Raw genomic sequence first — 23336 nt, forward strand, 5'->3', positions numbered from 1 at the left:
CCGCCACCCCCATGTCCACCCACCCGAACGAGACCCACCCCGCCCTGGCCACAGCCCCCGCCCCGTCCCCGAACCAGCTGCCCGAACGAGACCTACCTCGCCCCGACCGCCGCCCAGCCTGTGGACAGCGTCTCCCCATCCACAGAACCTCGTTCGCCAGCCCTGCCCAGACCGTGTCCCAGCCAGACTCCCCGCATGCCGACGCCCTGCCTCCCCCTACGCACCTCCCCGCCGAACACATCCGTCGCGGTCCCCGCTCCGGCGACCAGGACGCGGATCCTGCTCGTCCTCATAGCCCTGATCCCGTTGCTACCGGTGTCGCCGGCAGCGGCCGACCCTGCCGTGTGGCGCTGGCCCGTGGAGGGTCGGCCGAGGATCGTGCGTCCGTTCGCCCCGCCCCTCGAACGCTGGCTGGCCGGACATCGCGGCATCGACCTCGCCGCTTCACCCGCGACGCCGGTCCTCGCCGCCGGCGCGGGCACCGTGCGTTACGCCGGCCGGCTCGCGGGCCGAGGCGTGGTCTCGATCGAGCATCCCGGCGGCCTGCGCACCACGTACCTCCCGGTCACTCCCTCGGTACGGCGCGGCCAACAGGTCTCACCGGGAGACCGGCTCGGAACGCTGGAGGCCTTTGCGGGGCACTGCGCAGAGTCGTGTCTGCACTGGGGCCTCATACGACCACCGCGCTACCTGGATCCCCTTCTCCTGCTCGGACAGGCTCGCATCCGTCTGCTCCCGTACTGGGACCCGACACCGACAACGGACGAAGGGGAGCCACCGCGTGACGCTTTCCCCAGACCGGACGGACCATCGATTCCGTGGCCGACCAAAGCAGCCGATGCTGCACCCGCAGCCCCGCTCATCACCACACCCGCCACGACCTGGTCACCATGGGCACCCACCAGACGCTCCGCAATAGACGAGCCGCGGAACATGGTCCCCCCGGAATATGCCGGCAGGACAAGCCCGCCCCCGACCACGAACTCCCACAGAGCGGCAGCATCCGTCCTGAGAACCACGAACACGAGCACCGCCTACTACGCCCAGCCAGAAAGCCACGCTCAGGGCTACGACGGGGCCCCAGCCACTGACCTTCAGCCACAGGGCCACAATCGGCCCGCAGGCATCGATCCTCTGCAAGCCCACAGTGAGACGCATGACCACGATGCCGGGCGAGATCGCGATGAGGCATGGGCGCGCGAGCCGGAGCGGAGCCACAGTGAGAAGCGAGGCAGCGATCCAAAACAGACACACAACGAAGAACAAGGCAGCGAACTGAAGCACATTCACGACGAAGAAGCGGCGCTAGGCACTGCCCCGGAACACGACCACGATGAGCAGCCTGGCGACGCCGCAACCAGACCGGGCACGACAACAAGCGACACCCCAACACCCCCACTCAGGCAACCAGAATTGCGCCTCACCACGCTGACGAGCCCGCCACACTGCGCGTCGCCACGCGCGACTCCCAAGACACCGAGTACGGCTTCCACCGTGTGGTCACTACGGTTCCCCCACGGCCGAGCCGCAGCCCCCGCCGCAGCCGCCCTGGGCACAGCCACGATCCTGGCCGGCCTTCTCCTGGTCATCCTGCTGCGCCACCACAAGCCACGGCGCCACCGGACAAGGCCGAGGCCGAAGTCCCGAACCGTACGGGGCGCACACCGAAAGCCCCCACGCTCACCAAGGAACCGCACCGAAAACCGACAGAGCACCAACCCTTAACCAGACGCGAGCCGGAAGGAGGCGAGCCCGAAGGGGAAGAATCTGCACGGTCTCCAACACCGAGCCCAGGGGCCAACACTGCACGCGAAGACCGAAATCGGTGAAGAAGCTCAAGCCTGAGCCGCGGCATAAGAACAGATGCGCCCGAGCAGAGTCACCGATATGACGTGACTCCAGAAAGCACGTCCAGGGGCTCAAGGCGATACACAACCGGAAGGGCTCAAGCCCGGGGATGAGCCTGCCGATACGCGGCACGCAGCCGATCGATCGAGACGTGAGTGTAGATCTGCGTGGTGTTGAGTGACGCGTGCCCGAGCAGCTCCTGAACGCTGCGCAGATCAGCGCCTCCCTCCAGCAGGTGGGTGGCCGCGCTGTGCCTGAGGCCGTGCGGGCTGAGGTCGGGCGAACCCTCCACGGTCCGCAATCGCCCATGTACGGCTCGGCGCACGGTACCGGCGTCTATACGACCCCCTCGTACCCCCAGGAACAAGGCCGGCCCCGAGTGCGGACGGATCCACAAGGGGCGACCGTGCACGCACCACCGATCCAGCGCCCGCAGCGCAGGACCGCCGAAAGGCACCGAACGCTCCTTCCGCCCCTTCCCGAGCACGCGGATGACGTTACGGTCGCGGTCCACGTCGTCCACGTCCAACGCGCACAGCTCGCTCACCCGTATGCCGGTCGCGTACAGCAGCTCCAGCATCGCCTGATCTCGGAGCTCCTTGGGCTCGCCCGTCATGGGCAGGTCGAGGGCGGCCCTCGCCTGGTCCTGGTCGAGTACGGCCGGCAAGGTGCGCGGCGCCTTGGCGCTGCCCAGCAACAGGCCCGGGTCATCCGGCAACCAGCCGCGGCGATGACAGTAGGCCGTGAACGTGCGGGCACATGCGGTGCGCCGTGCGAGCGTCGCGCGCGCCTTCCCCTCCGCATGCTGCTCGGCCAGCCACTCTCGCAGCGAAGCGATGTCGAGCCGATCCAACCGGCCGTCCAGATGCGCCATCAGTGAAGCGAGATCGGACAGGTAAGCCCTGACCGTATGAGGCGAGAGGTCCCGCTCAAGGCGCAGGTATCTCTCGAACTCATGGACCACCTCTTCCAGGTCCGCTGCCTGACTCACTTCACCCCTTCGTGCCGCATCCGTCGCATCGACCGCTTAAGTACCCATCATCGCCCGCTGCTGCCCGCATTGAGGCACTACTCACTCACCAGGCAGCCGCAGACCTCCGCCTCAAAAGAGGTGTCGCCGGTATTGGGCATTTGGCAGTACCGATTCAGGTCCGGTGAGGCGCAAGCTGCAAGGCACTACCGGGAGGAGGGGCAGGCGGCGATGAGGCGCTGAGGCCGGTACAGCCGGTGAGGGCCAGTACCGCCAGTGAGAGCCGGTGAGGGGGTACCGCCGGTGAGGGTCGGCACCGCCGGTGAGGGCTGGTACCCCCGGTGAGGGGCGGTGCCGCCGGTGAGGGGCGGTGCCGCCGGTGAGCGGCGGTGCCGCCGGTGAGCGGCGGTGCCGCCGGTGAGGGGCGGTGCCGCCGGTGAGCGGCGGTGCCGCCGGTGAGCGGCGGTGCCGCCGGTGAGGGGCGGTGCCGCCGGTGAGCGGCGGTGCCGCCGGTGAGGGCTGGTACCGCCGGTGAGCAGCGGTGCCGCCGGTGAGGTCCGGTGCCGCCGGTGCCGGCCGTGCGGTCGCGATGCGCCATCCGCGCTCGCCGAATCGTGGAGAAGGCGACCACGATGGCGCCGGTGAGTGTCCCGGTCACGGCGAGCACTCCTACCTTCCACCAGAGCGGGTCGCCCAGCAGGCCGACGACCAGGATCTCCAGCGGGAAGAAAATGCACTTGCACGGTCCCCCCAAGAGCGGCTCCCAGCAGCTCCCGAGAACACCTCCGCACACCTCCACGAGCGAAAGGTCACTGACCTGACGGCTCAACACGTGCTTCCGTCTCCGGTGGTTCGATGAAGGCGTCTGCGCCTGAGGAGTCAACGGGGTCAGGGAGCACGGCGTCCGATTTGCGGTATGAAGCGGAGGCTGGGCGGCGGAGGCGCCAGCCTTTCTCCACGCGTTCGACGTAACCTGCGGCTGCGAGGCCGCCCAGGGCGCTCAGTGTCGCGTCCAGGGACACGCCGGCGGACAGCGCGATGGAGGCGGGGCCGGTCCCTCCTCTGGATGGGACGGCGTCCAGGACCTTGCGGGTCACCTCGTTCAGGGCGTCGCGCGGAACGGCCGGGCCTCGGGCACAGGGGGCGAGGTCACCGCCGATCGTGCCCACCAGCTCGATCACCTCCTCGGGTGTGGTGACGCAGGTCGCCTTGCGTTCGCGGAGGAGGCGGTGGCAGCCGGCGGACATCATGGAGGTGACCGGTCCTGGCACGGCGGCGAGGTGGCGGTTCAGGGCGAGAGCGTGGGCTGCGGTGTTGAGGGCCCCGCTGCGTAGCGCCGCCTCCACGACCACGGTGCCTCGGGACAGCGCGGCGATCAGGCGGTTGCGGATCAGGAACCGGGCGCGTGTCGGGTGCACGCCGGGCGGGCACTCACTGACGATCACGCCCTGCTCTCGGGCAGCGGCGAACAGCTCGTGATGCCCGCGCGGGTACGAGACGTCGACGCCGCAGGCCAGGACCACGACCGTTGGCGTGTCCGATGCCAGCGCCCCTCGATGCGCCGCGCCGTCCACGCCGTAGGCACCGCCGGAGACCACGGTCCAGCCATCCTCTCCGAGGCCGAGCCCGAACTCCGCGGCCACGTGCAGCCCGTACGGAGTGGCCGAGCGGGCACCGACGATGGCCACAGACCGCAGGCACGAGAATCTGAGGTCCGCCGAGCCGTGCAGCCACAGACCGAGCGGCCGGGCGGCGCCGAGCTGGTCGAGCTGCGTGGGCCATTCCGGGCTGCCGGGCACGATCAGCCGGGCCCCGAGCCGCTCACCGGTCGACAGGTCGGCAGCCGGATCCGCCGCCATCAGGCGGGCATGCCAGATGCCCAGGCGCTGGTCGAGCTTCGCGGGGAGGTGGGTGGAGCTCTGTGTCTGGGCGTGGCTCTGGGCGTGGGTCTGGGCGTGGTGGTCGTGGGTCTGGGCGTGGCTCTGGGCGTGGGTCTGGGCGTGGTGGTCGTGGGTCTGGGCGTGGCCGTGGCTCTGGGCGTGGCCGTGGCTGTGGGTCTGGGCGTGGCTGTGGGTCTGGAGGTGGCTCTGGGCCAGCATGTGGGCGTGGCTCTGGGCGTTGCCGTGGCTCTGGGCCTGGGCGTGGCTCTGGGCCTGGGCGTGGCTCTGGGTCTGGGCGTGGCTCTGGGTCTGGGCGTGGCTCTGGGCCAGGATGTGGGCATGGCTCTGGGCGTGCGCATGACTCTGGGGTCGGGTCTGGGCCAGAGCTTGGGCTTGGGCCTGAGTCTGAGCTGGATCTTGAGCCCGCGTTTGGGCCTGGACTTGGAGCTGAATCTGAGCCTGGGCCCGGGCTTCCATTCGAGCTAGGGCCTGCGTTTGGGCTTCCGCTCTGGCTTGGGCTTGAACTTGATCCTGGGCCGGATCTTGAGCCTGGGCATGGGCTTGGGTCTCTTGCGCAACGAAGGCACGTGGAAGTTTTCGTTCGCGGATCAACCGGACGGCTTCGGGCGCGCCGCAATGGGCCACGAGGCGGCCCATCATCGCGTCGCCCGCATCGGCGGCACGCATGAGCGCGGCCCTGGCCAAAAGTTCAGCGCTGTTCATGGTCGTGGGTGTCTTCCGGTCCCGGTCTGGTTCTTTCTTGTCATCTGTTGGCAGCCTTGCTTCTGTTGTCGTCGTCTGCCGGCCGCGGCCTTCCTCATCTCTTGCGCCTCTGCTGTCCCCCGCTGGGTTGTCTGCGGTTCGTCTTCCGTCGGGCGGGCTCCGCATGATGAGGGACATCTCGGAGCCGGGGCGTTGATCATGAGTTCAGTCCCATCCAGAGGGCCAGGGCCGTGCCCGTTTCGTCTGGGCCCGGCTTGGGTTTGCCGGCGAGGTCGGCGAGGGTCCAGGCGACCCGGACGACGCGGTCGAGGCCCCGGGCGCTGAGCGTGCCGGAGTCGAGGCAGGACGAGACCTGCTTCATCGCCTCATCACTGGGGCGGTAGTCGGCGTGCAGGGCTGAGGAGGGGATATCGGCGTTCGTGCGCCACGGGGTGCCGGACAGGCGTTCGGCCGCGCGCTCGCGGGCGGCGAGGACGCGGGCCGCCACCGTCTTGCTCGACTCGACGAACTGGCGGTCGGCCATCAGCTCGCGCCGCGACGAACGCGCCACGGTGACCTTCATGTCGATGCGGTCGATGAGCGGGCCGGACAGGCGGCCGAGGTAGCGGCGTCTGACCGTGGGTGTGCAGGTGCAGCTGTCGCTCTTGTCCTGGGGCTGGGCGCAGGGGCAGGGGTTGGCGGCCATGACGAGGATGAACCGCGCCGGGAACGTGACCGCGCCCGCCGACCGGGACACCGTCACCTGGCCTGATTCCAGGGGCTGGCGCAGCGCGTCGAGCACGTGACGCGGGAATTCGGGAGCTTCGTCCATGAACAGCACCCCTCGGTGGGCCAGGGAGACAGCTCCGGGGCGCACGATGGCGCTGCCGCCGCCCACGATCGCGGCGGAGGTGGCCGTGTGGTGCGGGCTCACGAACGGCGGCCTGCTGATCATGGGACTGTTGGGCGGCAGCACGCCGGCGACGGAATGGATGGCCGTCACCTCCAGCGCGTGGTCGAGCTCCAGATCCGGCAGGAGCGTCGGCAGGCGTTCGGCCAGCAGGGTCTTGCCTGTGCCCGGCGGGCCGAGCATCCAGAGGTTGTGGCCTCCGGCCGCGCAGACCTCCAGCGCCCGGCGGGCGACAGGCTGGCCGACCACGTCCGACAGATCCACGGCGGGGACGATCGTGGGCAGCACATGGTCCTTCGGGTCGAACGGCAGAGGCTCGGGCGGGTCGTCGCCCTTGCGCAGCCATTCCACGAGCTGCCGCAGGTCGGACACGGGCGTGATCCGAACGTCGGGCACCAGGGCGGCCTCCGCCGAGTTCGCCGCGGGGATCACGACGGTGACCTCGCCGTGCTTGGCGGCACCCAGAACGGACGGCAGCACCCCGCGCACGGGCCTGAGCCGTCCGTCGAGGCCCAGCTCGCCGAGGAAGAACGGCTCGGCGATGCGCTCGGCCGGGATCACCCCCGCGGCACCGAGGATCGCGACGGCGATCGCCAGGTCGAACTGGCTCCCCCGCTTCGGAAGGCTGGCCGGGAACAGGCTCACGGTGATGCGCGCGTCCGGCCACGGGTAATGGCTGTTGACCATGGCGGAACGGACGCGGTCCCGGGCCTCGCTCAGCGCCGTGTCGGGCAGGCCGATGAGATGGATCCCGGCCAGGCCGTTGCCCACGTCGGCCTCCACCTCGACGCTGCGGCCGGTCACACCGACCAGCGCCACGCTGCGGGTACGTGCCACTGCCATCTAGATCGCCCCCCGGACATGGCGAAGGGAGTAGTCGCCGGCGAAGCGCTCCAGCGCGATCACGTCGACCCGTACCGTCTGGAACGTGCGCGGCTGGGTGGTCAGCCACTGGGCGGCCAGCATGCGCAGCCGGCTCAGCTTAGCCGGGCGTACGGACTCCAGAGCGGTGCCGTGGGAGCGGCTCGATCGGGTCTTGACCTCGACCACCACCAGGGCGGGACCGTCCTCGGCGATGATGTCGATCTCGCCGTGGCGGCAGCGCCAGTTGCGGTCGAGGATCTTCATGCCCTCGGATGTGAGGTAGTCGACGGCTAGTTGCTCGCCGTGGCGGGCGAGTTGCTGCTTCACGGACCCGTGCCCGTGGCCGTGCCCGTGCTCCTGACCGTTCCCGTGCTCGCGACCATGACCGTGACCGTGTGTTGCCGCGTCGTGGCTCGCGGGGGCGTGCGTCGTGGTTGCGGGCTTCGCGGGGACGTTGTCGGTTGCAGGGGTTTGCCGGGGCAGCCTCTTCTGCGTCGCTGGCTCATATTGCGCCGGTCCGCCCTGTCGGGTGGGTCGCCCAGGCTCGTGGTCGTCGCGCTTCTGCCTTGCAAGGGATCGGGTCCCGGGGTTTCGTTTTCCGGGCTCGTTCATCGTGGCCATGTGGCAGCACCTCCGGGCACCGACTTTCGTGGATGCGGAGGGTCGCTTTCGGGGCCGAACGGGGTTCTGGGGATGAGGAGGGCTTGAGGGTGGGCGACTGTGGATGACGAGGGTGCAAGGGTCACCGCCGCTCGCTCTGCTTGGCGATGCTGAACTGCCGCGGGCCTACCGCGTCCGTCCGCGCCTTACCGCGCTGTGCGCGCCTCGCTGCGCATGTCCGGGCGTCTGCCAGCGTTCTGGGCGCTGCAAGCGGGCGGGCGCTGCAAAAGTGCGGACGTGGGCTCTCCCAGCGTGCGGAGTGCTCCCAGCGCGCGTCGCGCCTCGTCGGGCTGCTTGCATGTGTGTTCCCGACTTGTGCGCACGCGCCTCACCGGGCTGCTTGCGCGTGTGTTCCCGACTTGTGCGCGGGCCTTCCTGGCACGCGCCATCGTCGCCGCCTCGCAGTCCCGGGTACGCGCCCCACCACCCCCGTACGACCACAGGCCACGGCGACCACAAGTCGACCGACGCCACCGGCAGACCACCGCCACGCCCCACACAAGCAAACTCCGCGCCCCACCAAATGCCGAAAGGGGCGCCCCGGCAAGGACGCCCCCGAGGTCGCCGGCCGCCGCCCCTCCCCCGGCCCGCAGGAGCAGCGTGCCGGTCGGCCGGTCAGCCGGAGAAGCCCTCCTTCGGCATCTCCAGGTCGGCCTTGGCGAGTTCCTCGACGTTGACGTCCTTGAACGTGACCACGCGGACGTTCTTCACGAACCGCGCGGGCCGGTACATGTCCCACACCCACGCGTCTTGCATCTTCACATCGAAGAAGACGTCCCCGTTCTCCGCCGTGCGGACGTCCAGGTCGACCGAGTTGGTCAGGTAGAAGCGCCGCTCCGTCTCCACGACGTAGGTGAACAATCCGACGACATCGCGGTATTCGCGGTAAAGCTGCAGCTCCATCTCGGTTTCGTACTTCTCGAGATCTTCTGCGCTCATCGCGGTCCTCCTGTCGTACCGGTCCCCCGGCGTGCCCTGTCAGGCAACCCCGGCCCCCATTTCATTCTCGCCCATCTCCCTGGCCACCGTGACGAACGAGTATCGGTGGTGCGAGCACGGGCCGTGCGTCTCCAGTGCCCTGCGGTGGCCGGGCGTGACGTAGCCCTTGTGTTCGGCGAACCCGTACACCGGGAATTCGCCGTCGAGCTCCACCATCATCCGGTCCCTGGTCACCTTGGCCACGATCGACGCGGCCGCCACGCAGGCGGCCACCTGGTCCCCCTTCCACACGGCCAGTGACGGCGCCGGCAGTCCCGGGACCGGGAAGCCGTCGGTCAGGATGTACTCCGGGTCACAGGTCAACCGCGCGACGGCGCGCCGCATTCCGGAGACGTTGCTCTTGTGCAGGCCACGCGCGTCGATCTCGGCGGGCGGGATGACGACCACGCCCACGTCGGCGACCTCCACGATCCGCTCGTAGAGACGTTCGCGTACGGCCGGCGACAGCAGCTTGGAGTCGCCGAGCCCGTCGACCTGCCGGCGCAGGACGACCGCGGCGACGACCAGCGGTCCGGCGCACGCTCCCCGGCCCGCCTCGTCGACTCCCGCGATCGGGGTCAGGCCGCGGCGCGCGAGCGCCCTTTCGTAGGCGTACAGTCCGGAGTCGCGCCGGACGACGCTGGGCCGGGGGCGGAACGCAACTGTCATGACACAAGGCAGCGTACGCCCCCATGGCCGCGAACCGCGACCGGAAGCCCGGCCCTACTTGACCTTGTCGAAGGTCTCGGGCTTGGTGAAGATCAGCCCGCGGGACAGCGGCCAGTAGCGGACCACCGCCTTGCCGATGACCGCGTCCTCCGAGATGAAGCCGCCTCCGGGCTCGTCCACGTGGGCGCGCGAGTCGCGTGAGTTGCTGCGGTGGTCGCCCATCAGCCAGAGCTTGCCCGGCGGCACCGTGTACTTGAACGAGTTCTCGGAGGGGTAGTCGCCCGGGTAGAGGTAGGACGACTCGTCCAGGGGGGTGCCGTTGACCGTGATGCGCCTCTTGGAGTCGCAGCAGGCCACCTTGTCGCCGCCGACGCCGATGACCCGCTTGATGGTGTCCTCGTTGCCGTCGGCGTCCCAGCCCCTGAAGACGACGATGTCGCCCCGCTCGGGCTTGCCGGAGAGCTTGTTGACGAAGACCCGGTCGTCGATGTGCAGGGTGTTCTCCATCGACCCGGACGGGATGTAGAACGACCCGATCACGAACTGCTGGAGCAGCAGGGCGATGCCCACGCCGAGGATCAGCAGCAGGACGGTCTCACGGAAGCCGCCGCCCTTCTTCTTGGGCTTGTCGCGCCCGGCGTCCGGCTTCTTGGTACCGACCATCAACATCTCCAGGGGTTGTCGGCGCCGTCCGTGCGGCGCGCTCGACGAGGCCGGGGACCGCCGGGCAGCCACCGCCGACGGATCACGAGCAGGGGTACGGCCAGCGCGAACCCGGCGGCCAGCGGCACGGAGTCGCCCAGCGGAGCGGGCTCGCCCATCGCGTGCAGGGCCGGCTGGGAGAAGGTGGCGGGGATGTCGAGCGTGCCGGCGCGGGAGAACGGCCACACGATGACGAACGCCCGTCCGATGACCTGGCCCACGGGGATGGAGCCGCCGCCCGGATCGCCCGTGTGGGCCCGGGAGTCCAGCGAGACGGACCGGTGGTCGCCCATCACCCACAGGCGCCCTTCGGGCACCGTGATGTCGAACGAGCTGTCGGAGGGCATGTTGCCGGGGTACAGGTAGCCCTCTTCGTCGATCGGCACGCCGTTGACCGTGATGCGGTGCTTGTCGTCGCAGCACTTGACGTGGTCGCCGCCGACGCCGATGACCCGCTTGATGTAGTCCTTCTCGCCGGGGACCATGCCGAACGCGGTGCCGACCCAGCGGAAGAAGGCGGCGACGGGGTTGGACGGCTCCTCCATCTGGAACTCGCCGTCCCAGGAGTCGACGCCGGAGAAGACCACCACGTCGCCGCGCTCGATGTCGCGCGTGTGGTAGACGATCTTGTTGACCAGGACCCGGTCGTTCTTGAGGAGAGTGTTCTCCATCGACTCGGACGGGATGTAGAAGGCCTGGACCACGAACGTCTTGATGATCAGGGCCAGGACCAGCGCCACGACGACCAGGACGGGCAGTTCCTTCCAGAAGGAACCCTTCTTATCCTTTTTGTCGTCTTTGGTTGGCTTCTGCGCCTCTTCCGCGACCACGTCCACCTCGTCCTCGACAGGGCGGCGCGCCGCGCCGTGCTCCTGGTTCTCGCTAGCCATCGCTGACGAGCCTAGATGATGCACCGGCTCGACAAGCCCCGACCGAGGCTACACCCGCGCCCGAGTCGCTCCGCATAAAGGAAACGCCCCGGAAAAGCCAAATGGCCCGCGCAGAACGCGGGCCACGGGCTCAACCCAGGGTCACTTGGCGGGGGTCGCCTCGCGCTTCTCGCGAATGCGGGCGGCCTTGCCGCGAAGGTCACGCATGTAGTAAAGCTTCGCCCGGCGGACGTCACCGCGGGTCACGAGAACGATCTTCTCGATGACCGGGCTGTGCACCGGGAAGGTGCGCTCGACGCCGACGCCGTAGCTGACCTTGCGGACCGTGAAGGTCTCGCGGGCGCCGCTGCCCTGGCGGCGCAGCACGAAGCCCTTGAAGACCTGGATACGGGAGCGGTTGCCTTCGACGACGCGCACGTGCACCTCGAGCGTGTCACCGGGACGGAAGTCCGGTACGTCGCTGCGCAGGGTCGTCTTCTCGAGCTCCTGGATCTTCGTGTGCATGAGAACTGTCCTCAAGTCTCGTGAGCACGCGGAGGTCCACCCGGCCGGGGCTCGCGGCGGACGCGCTTGCTGATGTGATGAACCCCGGGAGTCTCTCCCGGGCATGGCGGACCAACCACATGGTGGTTGGCGACGCTTCAGTTTGCCATATCTTCCGGTCCGACGCGAAACGCCAGCTCATCGAGCAGCTTCCGGTCGTGCTTGTCGAGCGTCTCGGGGTCGATCGCCGCCGCCAGTTCGGGCCGGTTGGCGACGGTACGGCGCAGCGCCTCGTCGCGGCGCCACCGGGCGATCTTCCCGTGGTGGCCGGACAGGAGCACCTCCGGGACCTCGTGGCCGCGCCACACCGGCGGCTTGGTGTAGACGGGGCCTTCGAGCAGGTTCCGCATGGCGCCGGGGGCGAAGGAGTCGTCGACGGCCGAGTGGACGTTGCCCAGCACGCCGGGCAGCAGCCTGCCGATCGCCTCGACCATGACGAGCACGGCCACCTCGCCGCCGGCCAGCACGTAGTCGCCGATGCTCAGCTCGTCGACGCGCATGCGGGCGCCGTACTCGCGCATGACCCGCGAGTCGATGCCCTCGTAGCGGCCGCACGCGAACAGCAGCCACGGCTCGGCCGCGAGCTCCTGGGCGATCTCCTGGGTGAACGGCCGTCCACTGGGCGTCGGCACGATGATCCGCGGGGTCGCCGAAGCCTCGGGGCCGCCGGCGAACGGGCTGCCGGTGGCCGGGCTGCCGGTGATCGGGCTGCCGGTGATCGGGCTGCCGGTGGCCGGGCTGCCGGTGATCGGGCTGCCGGTGATCGGGCTGCCGGTGGCCGGGCTGCCGGTGATCGGGCTGCCGGTGATCGGGCTGTCAGCGGCCGGGCTTCCGGCCGCGCGGCCGTCGGCGATGATCGCGTCGATGGCCTCGCCCCACACCTCGGGCTTCATGACCATGCCCGGCCCGCCGCCGTACGGGGTGTCGTCCACGGTCTTGTGGACGTCGTGCGTCCAGTCGCGCAACTGGTGGACCCGTACGTCCAGGGTGCCGCGTTCGCGCGCCTTGCCGATGAGCGAGACGTCGAGCGGCGAGAAGTACTCGGGGAAGATCGAGACGATGTCGAGCCGCATGCCCGGGGACCTGCGCTCGCCGTGCGGTGCGGCGGTCACGACAGCAGCCCCTCGGGCGGGTCGATCACCAGCCGGCCGCCGCGCACGTCCACCTCGGGCACGAGCTCACGGACGAACGGGACGAGCGCGTCGTCCTGCCCCGGTCGGGCGACGACGAGGAGATCCTGGCCGTGGTGCAGGACGTCGGTGACCTCGCCGACCTGCTCCCCCGAGGTCGTCACCACCGCGAGCCCGATCAGCTCGTGGTCGTGGAACTCGTCGGGGTCGTCGGACGGCTCCACCTCGGCGGAGTCGATGACGAGCATGACGCCGCGCAGGCTGTCGGCCGTGTCGCGGTCGTCCACGCCGGCGAACCGGACCAGCAGGACGTCCTTGTGCCAGCGGCGGCCCTCGACGACGAGCGGCCCCCTGCCGGCGGGGTCGGTGGCGATCGACGCGCCGACGGCGAAGCGCAGCTCGGGATCGTCGGTGCGCACCTCCACGGTCACGTCACCACGGATGCCGTGCGGGCGGCCTATCCGGCCGACGACGAGCTGCACGTGTACCTGCCTTCTCTCACGCGAGCGCCCTCATCGGAACGAGACCGATGAGGGCGCGAATTCCTGACGCTAACGGACGGCTTCGTCCAGGTCGAGCAGATCGACCCGCACGTACTTCCCGTCGGCCAGGGCGTTCACCACGGTGCGCAACGCCTTGGCGGTGCGCCCGCCGCGACCGATGACCTTGCCCAGGTCCTCGGGGTGCACCCGGACCTCCAGGACGCGCCCGCTGCGGATGCGGCGTGCGCGGACCCGGACATCGTCGGGATGTTCGACGATGCCCTTCACGAGGTGCTCGAGAGCCTCCTCGAGCACGTCAGCCCTCGCCCTCGGTCGGGGTCTCGGCGGCGGCCTCGGCGTCGTCCTTCTTCTTGGCCTTCTTCGGCGTGGTGGCGGCCGTGCCGGTGTCGCCACCGGACAGGGCCTCCTTGGCCGCGGCCTCGTAGAGAGCGTGGCGGTCGGCCGCCGGCTCGGCGACCTTCAGCGGCGCCGGAGCGGGCTCGCCCTTGAACTTCTGCCAGTCACCGGTGAGCTTGAGCAGCTTCATCACCGGCCCGGTCGGCTGCGCGCCGACACCGAGCCAGTAGGCCGCGCGCTCGGCGTCGACCTCGATGCGCGAAGGGTTCTCCTTCGGGTGGTACAGGCCGATCTCCTCGATCGCCCGGCCGTCACGCTTGGTGCGGCTGTCGGCGACGACGATACGGTACTGAGCGTTGCGGATCATGCCGAGCCGCTTGAGCTTGATCTTGACTGCCACGGGTGTGGTCTCTCCTGCTTCAGAGCGTGGGTGAGCGACGCCTCGCCGAGTGGGGCACGGCAGGACGGTCGCTCCAGGGACAGGCGTGGCCGCCAGGAGGTGAGAGGGCACCCGACTGGTCACGGTGTTCCAACATGTCATTCTGCCAGATCCCAGACACTGCCAGCGACGCGACGCGCGCATCGGGCCTCATCCGGCCGCGCATCGCGTGCCGGACGCGTGCCGGACGCGTGCCGCCCGCGCCCCGCACGGGCTTGTGGTCAGGCTTCTGCGAGCGATCGGGGTGACGGCCAGGGCGAATTCCCTCGCCGGGGGTGGTGACGGTCGGTGACGGCCGGACCGATTCATGCCGGGCGACGGTTCGGGTGCGCCGCGCGGCCGCAGCGCCGGGGCCTCGGCGGGGCACGCCGCACCGAGGGCCGCACCCACGGGGAAGGACGCCCCGGCGCAAGCCGGTGACACAGCGACGCCGCCCCCCGGAACGGTCACGGGAGGCGGCGTCGGCGGGTCACTTCTGGCGCGGCGGCAGGTTGAGCTTGCTCGGGTCGAAGCCCGGCGGGAGCTCCATGCCCGGCGGCAGCTTGCCGGCGCCCAGGTTGCCCAGCAGGCCGCCGGGCTTGGGAGCGGCCGGCGGCGCGTCGTCGGCCGCGGCCTTGCCGAGCGCGGCCTTGCGCGGGTCGCCGCTGACCCGGCGCCCCTTCTTCGCCTTCTTCTGCGCCTTGGCGGCCTTGCCCCTGCCCCCCGGCATGCCGGGCAGGCCCATGCCCCCGGCCACGCGCTTCATCATCTTCTGGGCCTCGAAGAAGCGGGTGACGAGGTTGCTGACGGCCGTGACGGTGACGCCGGAGCCGGAGGCGATGCGGGCGCGCCGCGAGCCGTTGATGATCTTCGGGTCCTGGCGCTCGGCCGGGGTCATCGAGCGGATGATGGCGGCGATGCGGTCGAGGTCGCGGTCGTCGATGGAGTTGAGCTGGTCGCGCATCTGCCCCATGCCGGGCATCATGCCGAGCAGGTTCTTGATGGGGCCCATCTTCTGGACCATCATCATCTGCTCGAGGAAGTCCTCGAGGGTGAAGTTCTCGCCCGAGGTGAGCTTGCCCGCCATCTTGGCGGCCTGCTCCTCGTCGAAGGTCTTCTGGGCCTGCTCGATGAGGGTGAGGATGTCACCCATGTCGAGGATGCGGGACGCCATCCGGTCGGGGTGGAAGGCGTCGAAGTCCTCGAGCTTCTCGCCGGTGGAGGCGAACATGATCGGCCGGCCGGTGATGTGCCGGACCGAGAGGGCGGCGCCACCCCGGGCGTCGCCGTCGAGCTTGGTGAGCACGACCCCGTCGAAGCCGACGCCCTCCATGAACGCCTGGGCGGTCGTGACCGCGTCCTGGCCGATCATGGCGTCGACCACGAACAGGACCTCGTCGGGCGAGACCGCGGCGCGGATGTCGGCGGCCTGCTTCATCATCTCCTGGTCGATGCCGAGGCGGCCGGCCGTGTCGATGATGACGATGTCGTGCTGCAGGCGGCGCGCCTCGTCGATGGAGCGGCGGGCCACCTCGACGGGGTCGCCGACGCCGCTGCCGGGCTCGGGGGCGTAGACGGCGACCTGCGCCCGCTCGCCGACGACCTGGAGCTGCTGGACGGCGTTGGGCCGCTGGAGGTCGGCGGCGACCAGCATGGGCGCGTGGCCCTGCTCGCGCAGCCAGCGGGCGAGCTTGCCCGCCAGCGTGGTCTTTCCGGCGCCCTGGAGGCCGGCGAGCATGATCACGGTCGGCGGGGTCTTCGCGAAGCGGAGCCTGCGGGTCTCGCCGCCGAGGATCTCGATCAGCTCGTCATTGACGATCTTGACGACTTGCTGCGCCGGGTTGAGCGCCTGGGAGACCTCGGCGCCGCGGGCGCGCTCCTTGACCTGGGCGACGAATGCCTTCACCACAGGCAACGCGACGTCCGCCTCGAGCAGCGCGATGCGGATCTCGCGGGTGGTGGCGTCGATGTCGGCGTCGGACAGCCGACCCTTGGATCGGAGGGAGGAGAAGACCGATGTCAGCCGGTCGGAAAGCGTCTCGAACACGTGGTTGGCCAGTCCTCGAAGCGAATGAAGGTCTGAACTCAGCCTAGCCGCTCCGTCAGCCGCTCCAGCCTGGGACGGCCATCCGCACCGTCAACGCGTGCTCCACCAGATTGATCAACGCGCTCTTGACCGAATCCTTCGACCGCGCATCCAACCGCACCAACGGAATATGCGCCGCCAACGTCAACGCGTCCCGAACCTCCGCATCACTATGCGGATACGCACCATCCCACCCATTGATCCCCACAATGAACGGAAGCTGCGCCTCCTCGAAATAATCGATCGCCGGAAAACTATCCGCCAACCGCCGCGTATCGACCAGCACCACCGCACCGATCGCGCCCCGCACCAGATCATCCCACATGAACCAGAACCTGTGCTGACCCGGCGTCCCAAACAAATACAGGATCAAATCCCGATCCAACGACACCCGCCCGAAATCCATCGCCACCGTCGTGGTCGACTTCAACGGCGTCATCCCCAGATCATCGATCCCCACCGACGCGTCCGTCATCACCGCCTCGGTCGTCAACGGCATGATCTCCGACACCGCACCCACGAACGTCGTCTTACCGACACCGAACCCACCCGCCACGACGATCTTCGTCGACGTGAGACCCGGAGACGACACACCAGGACTAGAGCCTGCGAAGTCCACTGAGCACCCTTTCCAGCAGGTTGACATCCGGCCGACCCGCATCCAGCTGCGGCTGATGCACCCGCACCAACCCCTCCGCCGCCATATCCGCGATCAGCACCCGCACCACACCCAACGGAATCCGCAACAACGCCGACACCTCAGCCACCGACCGAACCTGCCGACACAACTGCGAAATCGCCTGATACTCCGGCGTGATATGCGAGAACTCCCTCGGCTCAGCCGTCGCCGACGACACCAACGCCTCCATCGCCAGCTTCACCCGCGGCGCCGTACGCCCACCCGTCACCGCGTACGGGCGCACCGGCGACCCCGGGTCGAAGGACGACGGCGGCCGCTGCGCGGGACCGCTGTTCCATCTGGGATCGGTCACCTCGATCACCTGGACTGACTTGCCCGCAGCTCCGCGCGCACCGCCGGAGTCAGCACCTGACCAGCACGATCGACCATCAGGGTCATCTGGTACGCCACCAGACCCATGTCGCAGTCGGGGGCCGCCAGCACCGCCATGCACGAGCCGTCGCTGATCGACATGATCAGCATCAGCCCCCGCTGCATCTCCACGATCGTCTGGTTGACCACGCCTCCTTCGAACACCCGCGCCGCGCCCTGCGTCAGGCTGACCAGACCGGAGGCGATGGCCGCGAGCTGGTCGGCCCGGTCGGGCGGGAATCCGGCGGACGCGGCGAGCGGCAGGCCGTCCGAGGAGACGACCACCGCGTGCGCCACTCCGGGCACGGTGCTGACGAAATCGGTGATCAGCCAGTCGACGCCACGTGCCGCGTGACTGAGGTCCTTCATGCGCCCTCCTCACTGCTGCCGGCGTCCCGGGGTCCCGCCGGGTACGCCTTGCCCTCGTTGATGTCCTCGCGGGCGGCCCGGAAGCCCTGTTGGAAGCTGGACAACCGGTTACGCACCCGGTCCGGCGAGACCGCCGGCATCGGCGTGACGCCCTTGGGCGGGGCCGCGCCGCCCGCCGAGCCGGGGACGAGGTTCGCCTTCGGCACCCGCTTGGGCAGACCGGACGCCGTCGCGCCGTCGCGCACCGGCTCCACCACGGCCTCCGCCGCGCTCCACCCCGCGTCGGCCTTCGACGAGCCCCAGCTCGCGCCGCCGGCGAACCACGCCGACTCCACGGCCGCGAAGATCGGCAGGTAGTCGTCCCCGGCGGAGGGCTGGCTGTCCACCCGCGGGATGGGGCCGGTGCTGGCCGCGTCGGTCTCCGGGAAGTCGGGGCGCGACGGCCGCGGGCGGCCCAGCGGCCGGTCGAAGGGCCGCTCGATCGGCGGGTCCGGAGCCCCCCAGGGATGGGGGTCGTCGAGCGGGGGCCGCCGGGGCAGGCCGTTGCCGTTCCAGCCGGAGTCCTGGGGCGGCAGCCACGAGTCGTTGGTGTCGAACCCGGCGCGCGGCTCCGACGGCCAGCCGCTGGGCTCGGACGGCCAGGACGGCATGGCCGGCCAGCCGTTGTGCCGGTCGGGCCCGGACGGGCCGGACAGACCAGGCGGGCCGGACAGACCTGACGGGCCGGACGGGAAGGACGGATGGCCGGGCCCCGGCTGGTAGCCGCCCGCGGTCCAGGTCGGCGTGGGAGCGGGCGACGGCGCGAGCCGCGGGCCGCTGAAGGAGTCCTCCTGCGCGGGGCCGGGCGGGTTCGCGTACGCGGGCGAGGGGTTGCCGAGCAGGGAGTCCGGGAGCAGCACCATGGCGGTCAGGCCGCCGGAGGCGTGCGGCCGGAGCTGGACGCGGATGCCGTGACGGTGGGCCAGCCGGGCGACCACGAACAGGCCCATGCGGCGGGAGGCCGACACGTCCACGGTGGGCGCGTCGGTCAGGCGCTCGTTGGCCTGGACCAGCTCGTCCTGCGTCATGCCGATGCCCGCGTCGGTGATGGACAGCATGACGCCGCCGCCGTCGATGCGGCTGCCCGACACCGTCACCCTGGTCTCGCGCGGCGAGAACGACAGGGCGTTCTCGACCAGCTCGGCCAGGAGGTGGATGACGTCGTTGACGGCCTGGCCGGCCACCGACACCCCGTCGGGGACCTGGAGGACCACCCGCTCGTAGTTCTCGACCTCCGAGAGGGAGGCCCGGGTCACGTCCACCAGCTTGACGGGCTGGCTCCAGCGGCGGGGCGGGTCCTGGCCGGCCAGCACCAGCAGGTTCTCGCTGTTGCGCCGCATACGGGTCGCCAGGTGGTCCAGCTTGAACAGGTTCGCCAGCCGGCTCTCGTCCTGCTCGCCCTGCTCCAGACCGTCGATCAACGTGATCTGCCGCTCCACCAGCGTCTGACTGCGCCGCGACAGGTTCACGAACATCGCGTTCACGTTGGAACGCAACCGCGACTCCTGGCCGGCCAGCCGCACCGCCTCGCGGTGGACCTCGTCGAAGGCCCGGGCGACCTCACCGATCTCGTCGTCGCCGACGACGCCGATCGGCTCCACGTCCGGCACGCCGGCCGTGTCCGAATCCCGCAGCCGCTGGACCGTTTCGGGCAGGCGGCGCCCGGCGATCAGCAGCGCCTCGCGGCGCAGCCGGCGCAGCGGGCTGCTGAGGGAACGTGCCATCAGCACGGTGACCAGCAGGACGAGCACCAGGAGCCCGGCGATCGCGATCGCGAAGACCATCGCGCCCTGCTGCTCGGAGACCTGGACGGTACGGCTGCGCAGCATGATCGAGTCGGCGACCCGCTGCTCGACCTGCCGCATGCCGTCGATGGTCTCGGTGACGGCGGTGAACCACGCCTGGCCGTCGCCGGTGAGGTCGAGGCCGGGGTCGGTGAGCGGCTGCCCGGCGTCCTGCAGGGCCAGCGCGCGGGCCTGGATCAGCTCGGCACGGTCCACGGCCTGGCCGCTGACCGTGTCGTCGTAGGCCTGGCGCAGCGCGAGCGGCACCTGCGCGCGGAAGGCGGCCAGCTCGCTGTTGCGCTGCGCGCGGGCGGCGATGAACGCGTCCAGCTCGTCCTGGCTGAAGTGGCCGACGGCCAGCGCCGAGACCAGCAGCGCCCGCTGCCGCGACACGTACTGCTTGGCTCGCGACAGGGCGGCGAACCCGGCGACGGTGTCGGTGAGCTCCTTGTCGACGGCGCCCTGGTCGATGGTGGCGTTGAGGCCGAGGAAGTCGGAGATGGACCGGTCGTACAGCTCGATGACGGAGGCGACGTTCAGCTTGGACTCCGTCGCGGTCCTGCGCGAGCTGGGCAGCTCGTCGAAGCGGGTGCGGGTGTTCCTCAGGGTGCGCTTGCCCAGCTCCGACAGTGACGGCTCGGCCGTCGCGGCGACGGCGGTGGTCCGTTTGACGCTGGCGTCCACGACGAGCTGCTGACGCTTGAACTGGTCTCCCTCGACGCCCTTGCGGCCGGCGGCGACGTACCGCGCCGCCATGTCGCGTTCGAGCGCGAGGTCACGGGAGAGCTCACCAAGCTGGGACACCAGGGCGCCCACGTCGCTGAAGCGCTGGTACTGCTGCGCGCTGCTGATCGACCCAGTGACCCGCAGACCGCCGAAGAGCACGGCGACGATCGTGGGAACCGCGATGACCGCGATGAGGCGGGTGCGGACGCGCCAGTTGCGCAGCGCGAACGGGCTGCCCGGCTTCGGCAGCTCCGCCGGCACGGCATCGGCCACAGACGGTCCCGGCACGTCGGGATCTCTACGACCAGGTTCGGTCGTTGTCGTCGTCACTGGTGGCAACCTCTCGCCATGGGCCTGCTTCTGGATGAGCGGCATCGTCACGCCAACGAGATGATCGCAGGCTGGTTCGCCCAATTTGAGCACAAACCTCAGAGATGAGCCAACGCCTCACAGTTTCCACCGTTCCAAGGACACACTGCGTAGCCAGTAGACGCCCATCGGCGGACAAATAACCAAAGATCATGACAAAAGGCACATAAAGGACATTTATCTATATTGCTGACATATAGTGGATAGCACCATATACGGGGTATAGCGCTTCAGCTCCGATCTTCTCTCCGGTACGCTTCACGCCCGGCATCCCACGGTGCCGATCTCCATAAGCTTCCCCTGGTAGGAGAACCCCCCATGAGACGCATACTGCGCTGCCACGCCATCGTTCTGGGCGTCGCAGCCGCACTCGCCCTTGCCGGTTGCAGCGGGAACGGTGATACCGCCAAGACGGCGGCCGGCGGCAAGGGATTAGAGAAGACCACGATCAAGGTCGGTGGGCTGCCCATTCCCGACGTCGCGCCGTTGCACATCGCGATCGCCAAGGGGTACTTCAAGGAAGAGGGTCTCACGGTGGAGCCGGTGGTCATCACCGGTGGCGCGGCGGCCATCCCGCAGATCAAGAGCGGCGCGCTGGACATCTCGCAGGGCAACTACGTCTCGGCCTTCCTCGCGACCAGCAAGGGCGACAAGCTCAAGATGATCGCCGACATGTACCAGGCCGCTCCCAACACCTTCAACGTCATGGTTCCCAAGGATTCGCCGATCAAGACGGTGGCGGACCTGAAGGGCAAGACCGTCCTGGTCAACAACCTCAAGAACATCGCCCAGCTCGCCGTGACGACGCAGCTGAAGGTGGCCGGCCTCGGCGAGACCGACGTCAAGTTCGTGGAGAAGCCGTTCCCGGACATGGCCAACGCCGTCACCACCGGGCAGGCCGACGCCGCCTGGATGACCGAGCCGTTCATCACCTCCACCCAGAGCCAGCTCGGCTTCCGCAAGCTCGTCGACACGATGACGGGCCAGATGGAGGACTTCCCCATCGCGGGCTGGATGGCCACCGAGGACTGGACGCAGAAGAACCCGAAGACCCTCGCGGCCTTCCAGCGGGCGATCGGCAAGGCGCAGGCGCTCGCCGCCGGTGACCGCAAGGAGGTGGAGAAGGTGCTGCCCACGTACACGAAGATCGACGCGCAGGCGGCCTCCGTCATCACCCTGGGCAGCTACCCGACCGAGCTCAACGAGAACCGGCTGCAGAAGGTGGCCGACCTGATGCTCGAGTACAAGTACCTGGAGAGCCCGGTCGCCGCCAAGTCGATCATCGTGACGGCTGCCGGCGGATGATCGGAGCGCGGCTGCTCCGCGGCCTCGCCGGCGCCGCGGGGTTCCTCGTCGCCGGCGAGCTCGTCATCCGTTTCGCCCTGAGCAGCGACGTGATCTACCCACCGCCCTCGGTGGTCCTGTACGAGGCCGCGCGGCTGCTCGCCGACCCCGACTTCCTGGCCGGGGTCGTCATGACCCTCCGGAACTGGGCGCTCGGCCTGCTGGCCGCGGTCGTGGTGGCCGTTCCGCTGGGAGTGCTGCTCGGCGCCCTGTCGCCCGTGGAGCGGGCGGTGCGACCGCTGCTGGAGTTCCTGCGCCCCATCCCCTCGGTCGCGATCATCCCCCTCGCGATCCTGCTGATCCCGGTGGACATGGCGATGAAGGTCTCCGTCATCGTCTACGCGTCCGTGTGGCCCATCCTCATCAACACGTTGTACGGGATGCACGACGTCGACCCGGTGGCGAAGGACTCGCTGCGCAGCTTCGGGTTCGGATCGCTGGCCGTGCTGCGCCGGGTGAGCCTCCCCAGCGCCGCGCCCTTCGTCGCGACCGGGATCCGGATCGCCGCCGGGATCGCGCTCATCCTCGCCATCAGCGCCGAGCTGCTGGCCGGCGGCACGGACGGGATGGGCGTCTACGTGATCCAGGCCGCGAGCGGGAACAGGACGGACCTGATGCTGGCGGCGACGTTCTGGGCCGGGGCCTTCGGCCTGATCTCGAACGCGATACTGACGGCCGCGGAGCGCCGCCTGTTCCACTGGCACCGGATGCGGACGGGGGCGCAGGAGTCGTGAACGTGCTGGCAAGGCTCTGGTTCGTCCCCGCCGTCGCCGTCGTGTGGGAGGTCGTCACGCGGAGCATCGGCGACGCCGACTTCCCGCCGCCCTCGACGATCGTGGCGCGCATGCACGAGATGTGGTTCTCCGGTCCCGCGTCGCGGCTGTTCCTCACCGACGACGCGGTCGCCAACATCCTGCCGAGCCTGCAACGCCTGTTCGGCGGGTGGCTCTTGGCCGCCGTGATCGGCATCGTCCTCGGAGTGGTGCTCGGGCGCTCGCGCATGGCCGCGCAGTACTTCGACCCGCTGTTCGAGTTCGGCCGCGCCATCCCGCCGCCCCTGCTGATCCCGCTGTTCTTCATCCTGTTCCACGCGGGCCTGCAGGTGCACCTCGCCACCATCGTGTTCGGCGTGATCTGGCCGGTGCTGCTCAACTCCATCGACGGAGCCCGGGCCGTGGACCGCACCTACGTCGACACGGGCGTGGTCTTCGGCCTGTCGCGGGCCCAGCGCCTGCGGGTCATCGTCATCCCCGCCGCGTCACCCAAGATCTTCGCCGGGCTGCGGCTCAGTCTGTCCCTGGCGCTGATCCTCATGGTGATCTCGGAGCTGTTCGGCAGCAGCGACGGGATCGGCTACCAGCTCCTCCAGGCCCAGCGCGGCTTCGACACCCCCGCCGTCTGGGCGGCGATCGCCCTGCTCGGCATCCTGGGCTACCTGGTGAACTCGCTGTTCGTGCTCGTCGAGCACCGGGTGCTCATCTGGCACCGGCAGGCCGGCCGAACCACCTGACCGCCGGTCCGGGCGAAGCCATCGAAGCCCACCATCCTTGTGAACCCATAGAAGG

The 23336-nt window shown here is 69.6% G+C and carries 22 protein-coding genes; 4 read left to right on the forward strand and 18 right to left on the reverse strand.

All coding sequences use genetic code 11. The annotated features are described in order from the left end of the window. Positions 1-195: 195 nt before the first annotated feature. Positions 196-1725: a M23 family metallopeptidase gene (locus HD595_RS47175; RefSeq protein ID WP_420540693.1), complete on the forward strand. Its 1530-nt coding sequence runs from the start codon at positions 196-198 to the stop codon at positions 1723-1725. Positions 1726-1945: 220 nt separating this feature from the next. Here the strand turns inward: HD595_RS47175 and HD595_RS06715 are convergent, their stop codons facing one another. The 18 genes from HD595_RS06715 to HD595_RS06800 form a co-directional block, all read right to left on the reverse strand. Further along, complete coding sequence (locus tag HD595_RS06715) at positions 1946-2812, reverse strand: tyrosine recombinase XerC (RefSeq protein ID WP_420540752.1); 867 nt, start codon at positions 2810-2812, stop codon at positions 1946-1948. An 815-nt stretch (positions 2813-3627) separates the two neighbouring features. After that, positions 3628-5421 carry a DNA-processing protein DprA gene (gene dprA, locus HD595_RS06720; RefSeq protein ID WP_253766652.1) on the reverse strand — a complete coding sequence of 598 codons (1794 nt, stop codon included), beginning with the start codon at positions 5419-5421 and terminating at the stop codon, positions 3628-3630. Positions 5422-5617: 196 nt separating this feature from the next. Next, complete coding sequence (locus HD595_RS06725; RefSeq protein ID WP_253766654.1) at positions 5618-7153, reverse strand: YifB family Mg chelatase-like AAA ATPase; 1536 nt, start codon at positions 7151-7153, stop codon at positions 5618-5620. Next, complete coding sequence (locus tag HD595_RS46645; RefSeq protein WP_253766656.1) at positions 7154-7501, reverse strand: YraN family protein; 348 nt, start codon at positions 7499-7501, stop codon at positions 7154-7156. Positions 7502-8449: 948 nt separating this feature from the next. Continuing rightward, on the reverse strand, positions 8450-8773 hold the full coding sequence (locus tag HD595_RS06735) for a DUF2469 domain-containing protein (protein ID WP_026215037.1): 324 nt from the start codon (positions 8771-8773) through the stop codon (positions 8450-8452). A gap of 39 nt (positions 8774-8812) precedes the next feature. Continuing rightward, on the reverse strand, positions 8813-9481 hold the full coding sequence (locus HD595_RS06740; protein WP_253766658.1) for a ribonuclease HII: 669 nt from the start codon (positions 9479-9481) through the stop codon (positions 8813-8815). Positions 9482-9535: 54 nt separating this feature from the next. After that, the gene (lepB, locus tag HD595_RS06745) at positions 9536-10144 is read right to left on the reverse strand and encodes a signal peptidase I (protein ID WP_253766660.1); all 609 of its coding nucleotides are present in this window, start codon (positions 10142-10144) and stop codon (positions 9536-9538) included. Beyond that, on the reverse strand, positions 10144-11073 hold the full coding sequence (lepB, locus tag HD595_RS06750; RefSeq protein ID WP_253766661.1) for a signal peptidase I: 930 nt from the start codon (positions 11071-11073) through the stop codon (positions 10144-10146). The genes lepB (HD595_RS06745) and lepB (HD595_RS06750) overlap by 1 nt, the downstream gene beginning before the upstream one ends. Positions 11074-11214: 141 nt before the next feature. Further along, a complete protein-coding gene (gene rplS, locus HD595_RS06755; protein WP_175595395.1) occupies positions 11215-11577 on the reverse strand; it encodes a 50S ribosomal protein L19 in 363 nt (120 codons plus the stop codon). 137 nt (positions 11578-11714) lie between these two features. Further along, the gene (gene trmD, locus HD595_RS06760) at positions 11715-12689 is read right to left on the reverse strand and encodes a tRNA (guanosine(37)-N1)-methyltransferase TrmD (RefSeq protein WP_253781080.1); all 975 of its coding nucleotides are present in this window, start codon (positions 12687-12689) and stop codon (positions 11715-11717) included. Between the two features lie 35 nt (positions 12690-12724). Then, positions 12725-13228: a ribosome maturation factor RimM gene (rimM, locus tag HD595_RS06765; RefSeq protein WP_253766663.1), complete on the reverse strand. Its 504-nt coding sequence runs from the start codon at positions 13226-13228 to the stop codon at positions 12725-12727. 69 nt (positions 13229-13297) lie between these two features. Further along, positions 13298-13543, reverse strand: coding sequence for an RNA-binding protein (locus HD595_RS06770; RefSeq protein ID WP_020546537.1), 246 nt, complete (start codon positions 13541-13543; stop codon positions 13298-13300). 1 nt (position 13544) lies between these two features. After that, positions 13545-13985: a 30S ribosomal protein S16 gene (gene rpsP, locus HD595_RS06775; protein ID WP_253766665.1), complete on the reverse strand. Its 441-nt coding sequence runs from the start codon at positions 13983-13985 to the stop codon at positions 13545-13547. 508 nt (positions 13986-14493) lie between these two features. Further along, on the reverse strand, positions 14494-16050 hold the full coding sequence (gene ffh / locus HD595_RS06780) for a signal recognition particle protein (RefSeq protein WP_253766667.1): 1557 nt from the start codon (positions 16048-16050) through the stop codon (positions 14494-14496). 55 nt (positions 16051-16105) lie between these two features. Then, on the reverse strand, positions 16106-16645 hold the full coding sequence (locus HD595_RS06785) for a GTP-binding protein (RefSeq protein ID WP_420540695.1): 540 nt from the start codon (positions 16643-16645) through the stop codon (positions 16106-16108). Positions 16646-16688: 43 nt separating this feature from the next. Further along, a complete protein-coding gene (locus tag HD595_RS06790) occupies positions 16689-17087 on the reverse strand; it encodes a DUF742 domain-containing protein (RefSeq protein ID WP_425566474.1) in 399 nt (132 codons plus the stop codon). Continuing rightward, positions 17087-17509 (reverse strand): roadblock/LC7 domain-containing protein, encoded by a 423-nt coding sequence (locus tag HD595_RS06795; protein WP_253766671.1) that lies wholly within the window; start codon positions 17507-17509, stop codon positions 17087-17089. Before HD595_RS06795 ends, HD595_RS06790 begins: the two co-directional genes overlap by 1 nt. Continuing rightward, a complete protein-coding gene (locus HD595_RS06800; RefSeq protein ID WP_253766673.1) occupies positions 17506-20346 on the reverse strand; it encodes a sensor histidine kinase in 2841 nt (946 codons plus the stop codon). The genes HD595_RS06795 and HD595_RS06800 overlap by 4 nt, the downstream gene beginning before the upstream one ends. Positions 20347-20745: 399 nt before the next feature. Between HD595_RS06800 and HD595_RS06805 the strand changes: the two genes are divergently transcribed. From HD595_RS06805 to HD595_RS06815, 3 genes are read left to right on the forward strand one after another with little or no spacing between them, the layout of a single operon-like run. Continuing rightward, positions 20746-21732 (forward strand): ABC transporter substrate-binding protein, encoded by a 987-nt coding sequence (locus HD595_RS06805; RefSeq protein WP_253766675.1) that lies wholly within the window; start codon positions 20746-20748, stop codon positions 21730-21732. Further along, complete coding sequence (locus HD595_RS06810) at positions 21729-22505, forward strand: ABC transporter permease (protein WP_253766677.1); 777 nt, start codon at positions 21729-21731, stop codon at positions 22503-22505. Before HD595_RS06805 ends, HD595_RS06810 begins: the two co-directional genes overlap by 4 nt. Then, complete coding sequence (locus HD595_RS06815) at positions 22502-23281, forward strand: ABC transporter permease (RefSeq protein ID WP_253766679.1); 780 nt, start codon at positions 22502-22504, stop codon at positions 23279-23281. Before HD595_RS06810 ends, HD595_RS06815 begins: the two co-directional genes overlap by 4 nt. The last annotated feature ends 55 nt before the right edge of the window (positions 23282-23336 follow it).

Origin of the sequence: Nonomuraea roseoviolacea subsp. carminata (genome assembly GCF_024172185.1) — a bacterium.
In the GTDB taxonomy this organism is placed as follows: Bacteria; Actinomycetota; Actinomycetes; order Streptosporangiales; family Streptosporangiaceae; genus Nonomuraea; species Nonomuraea roseoviolacea.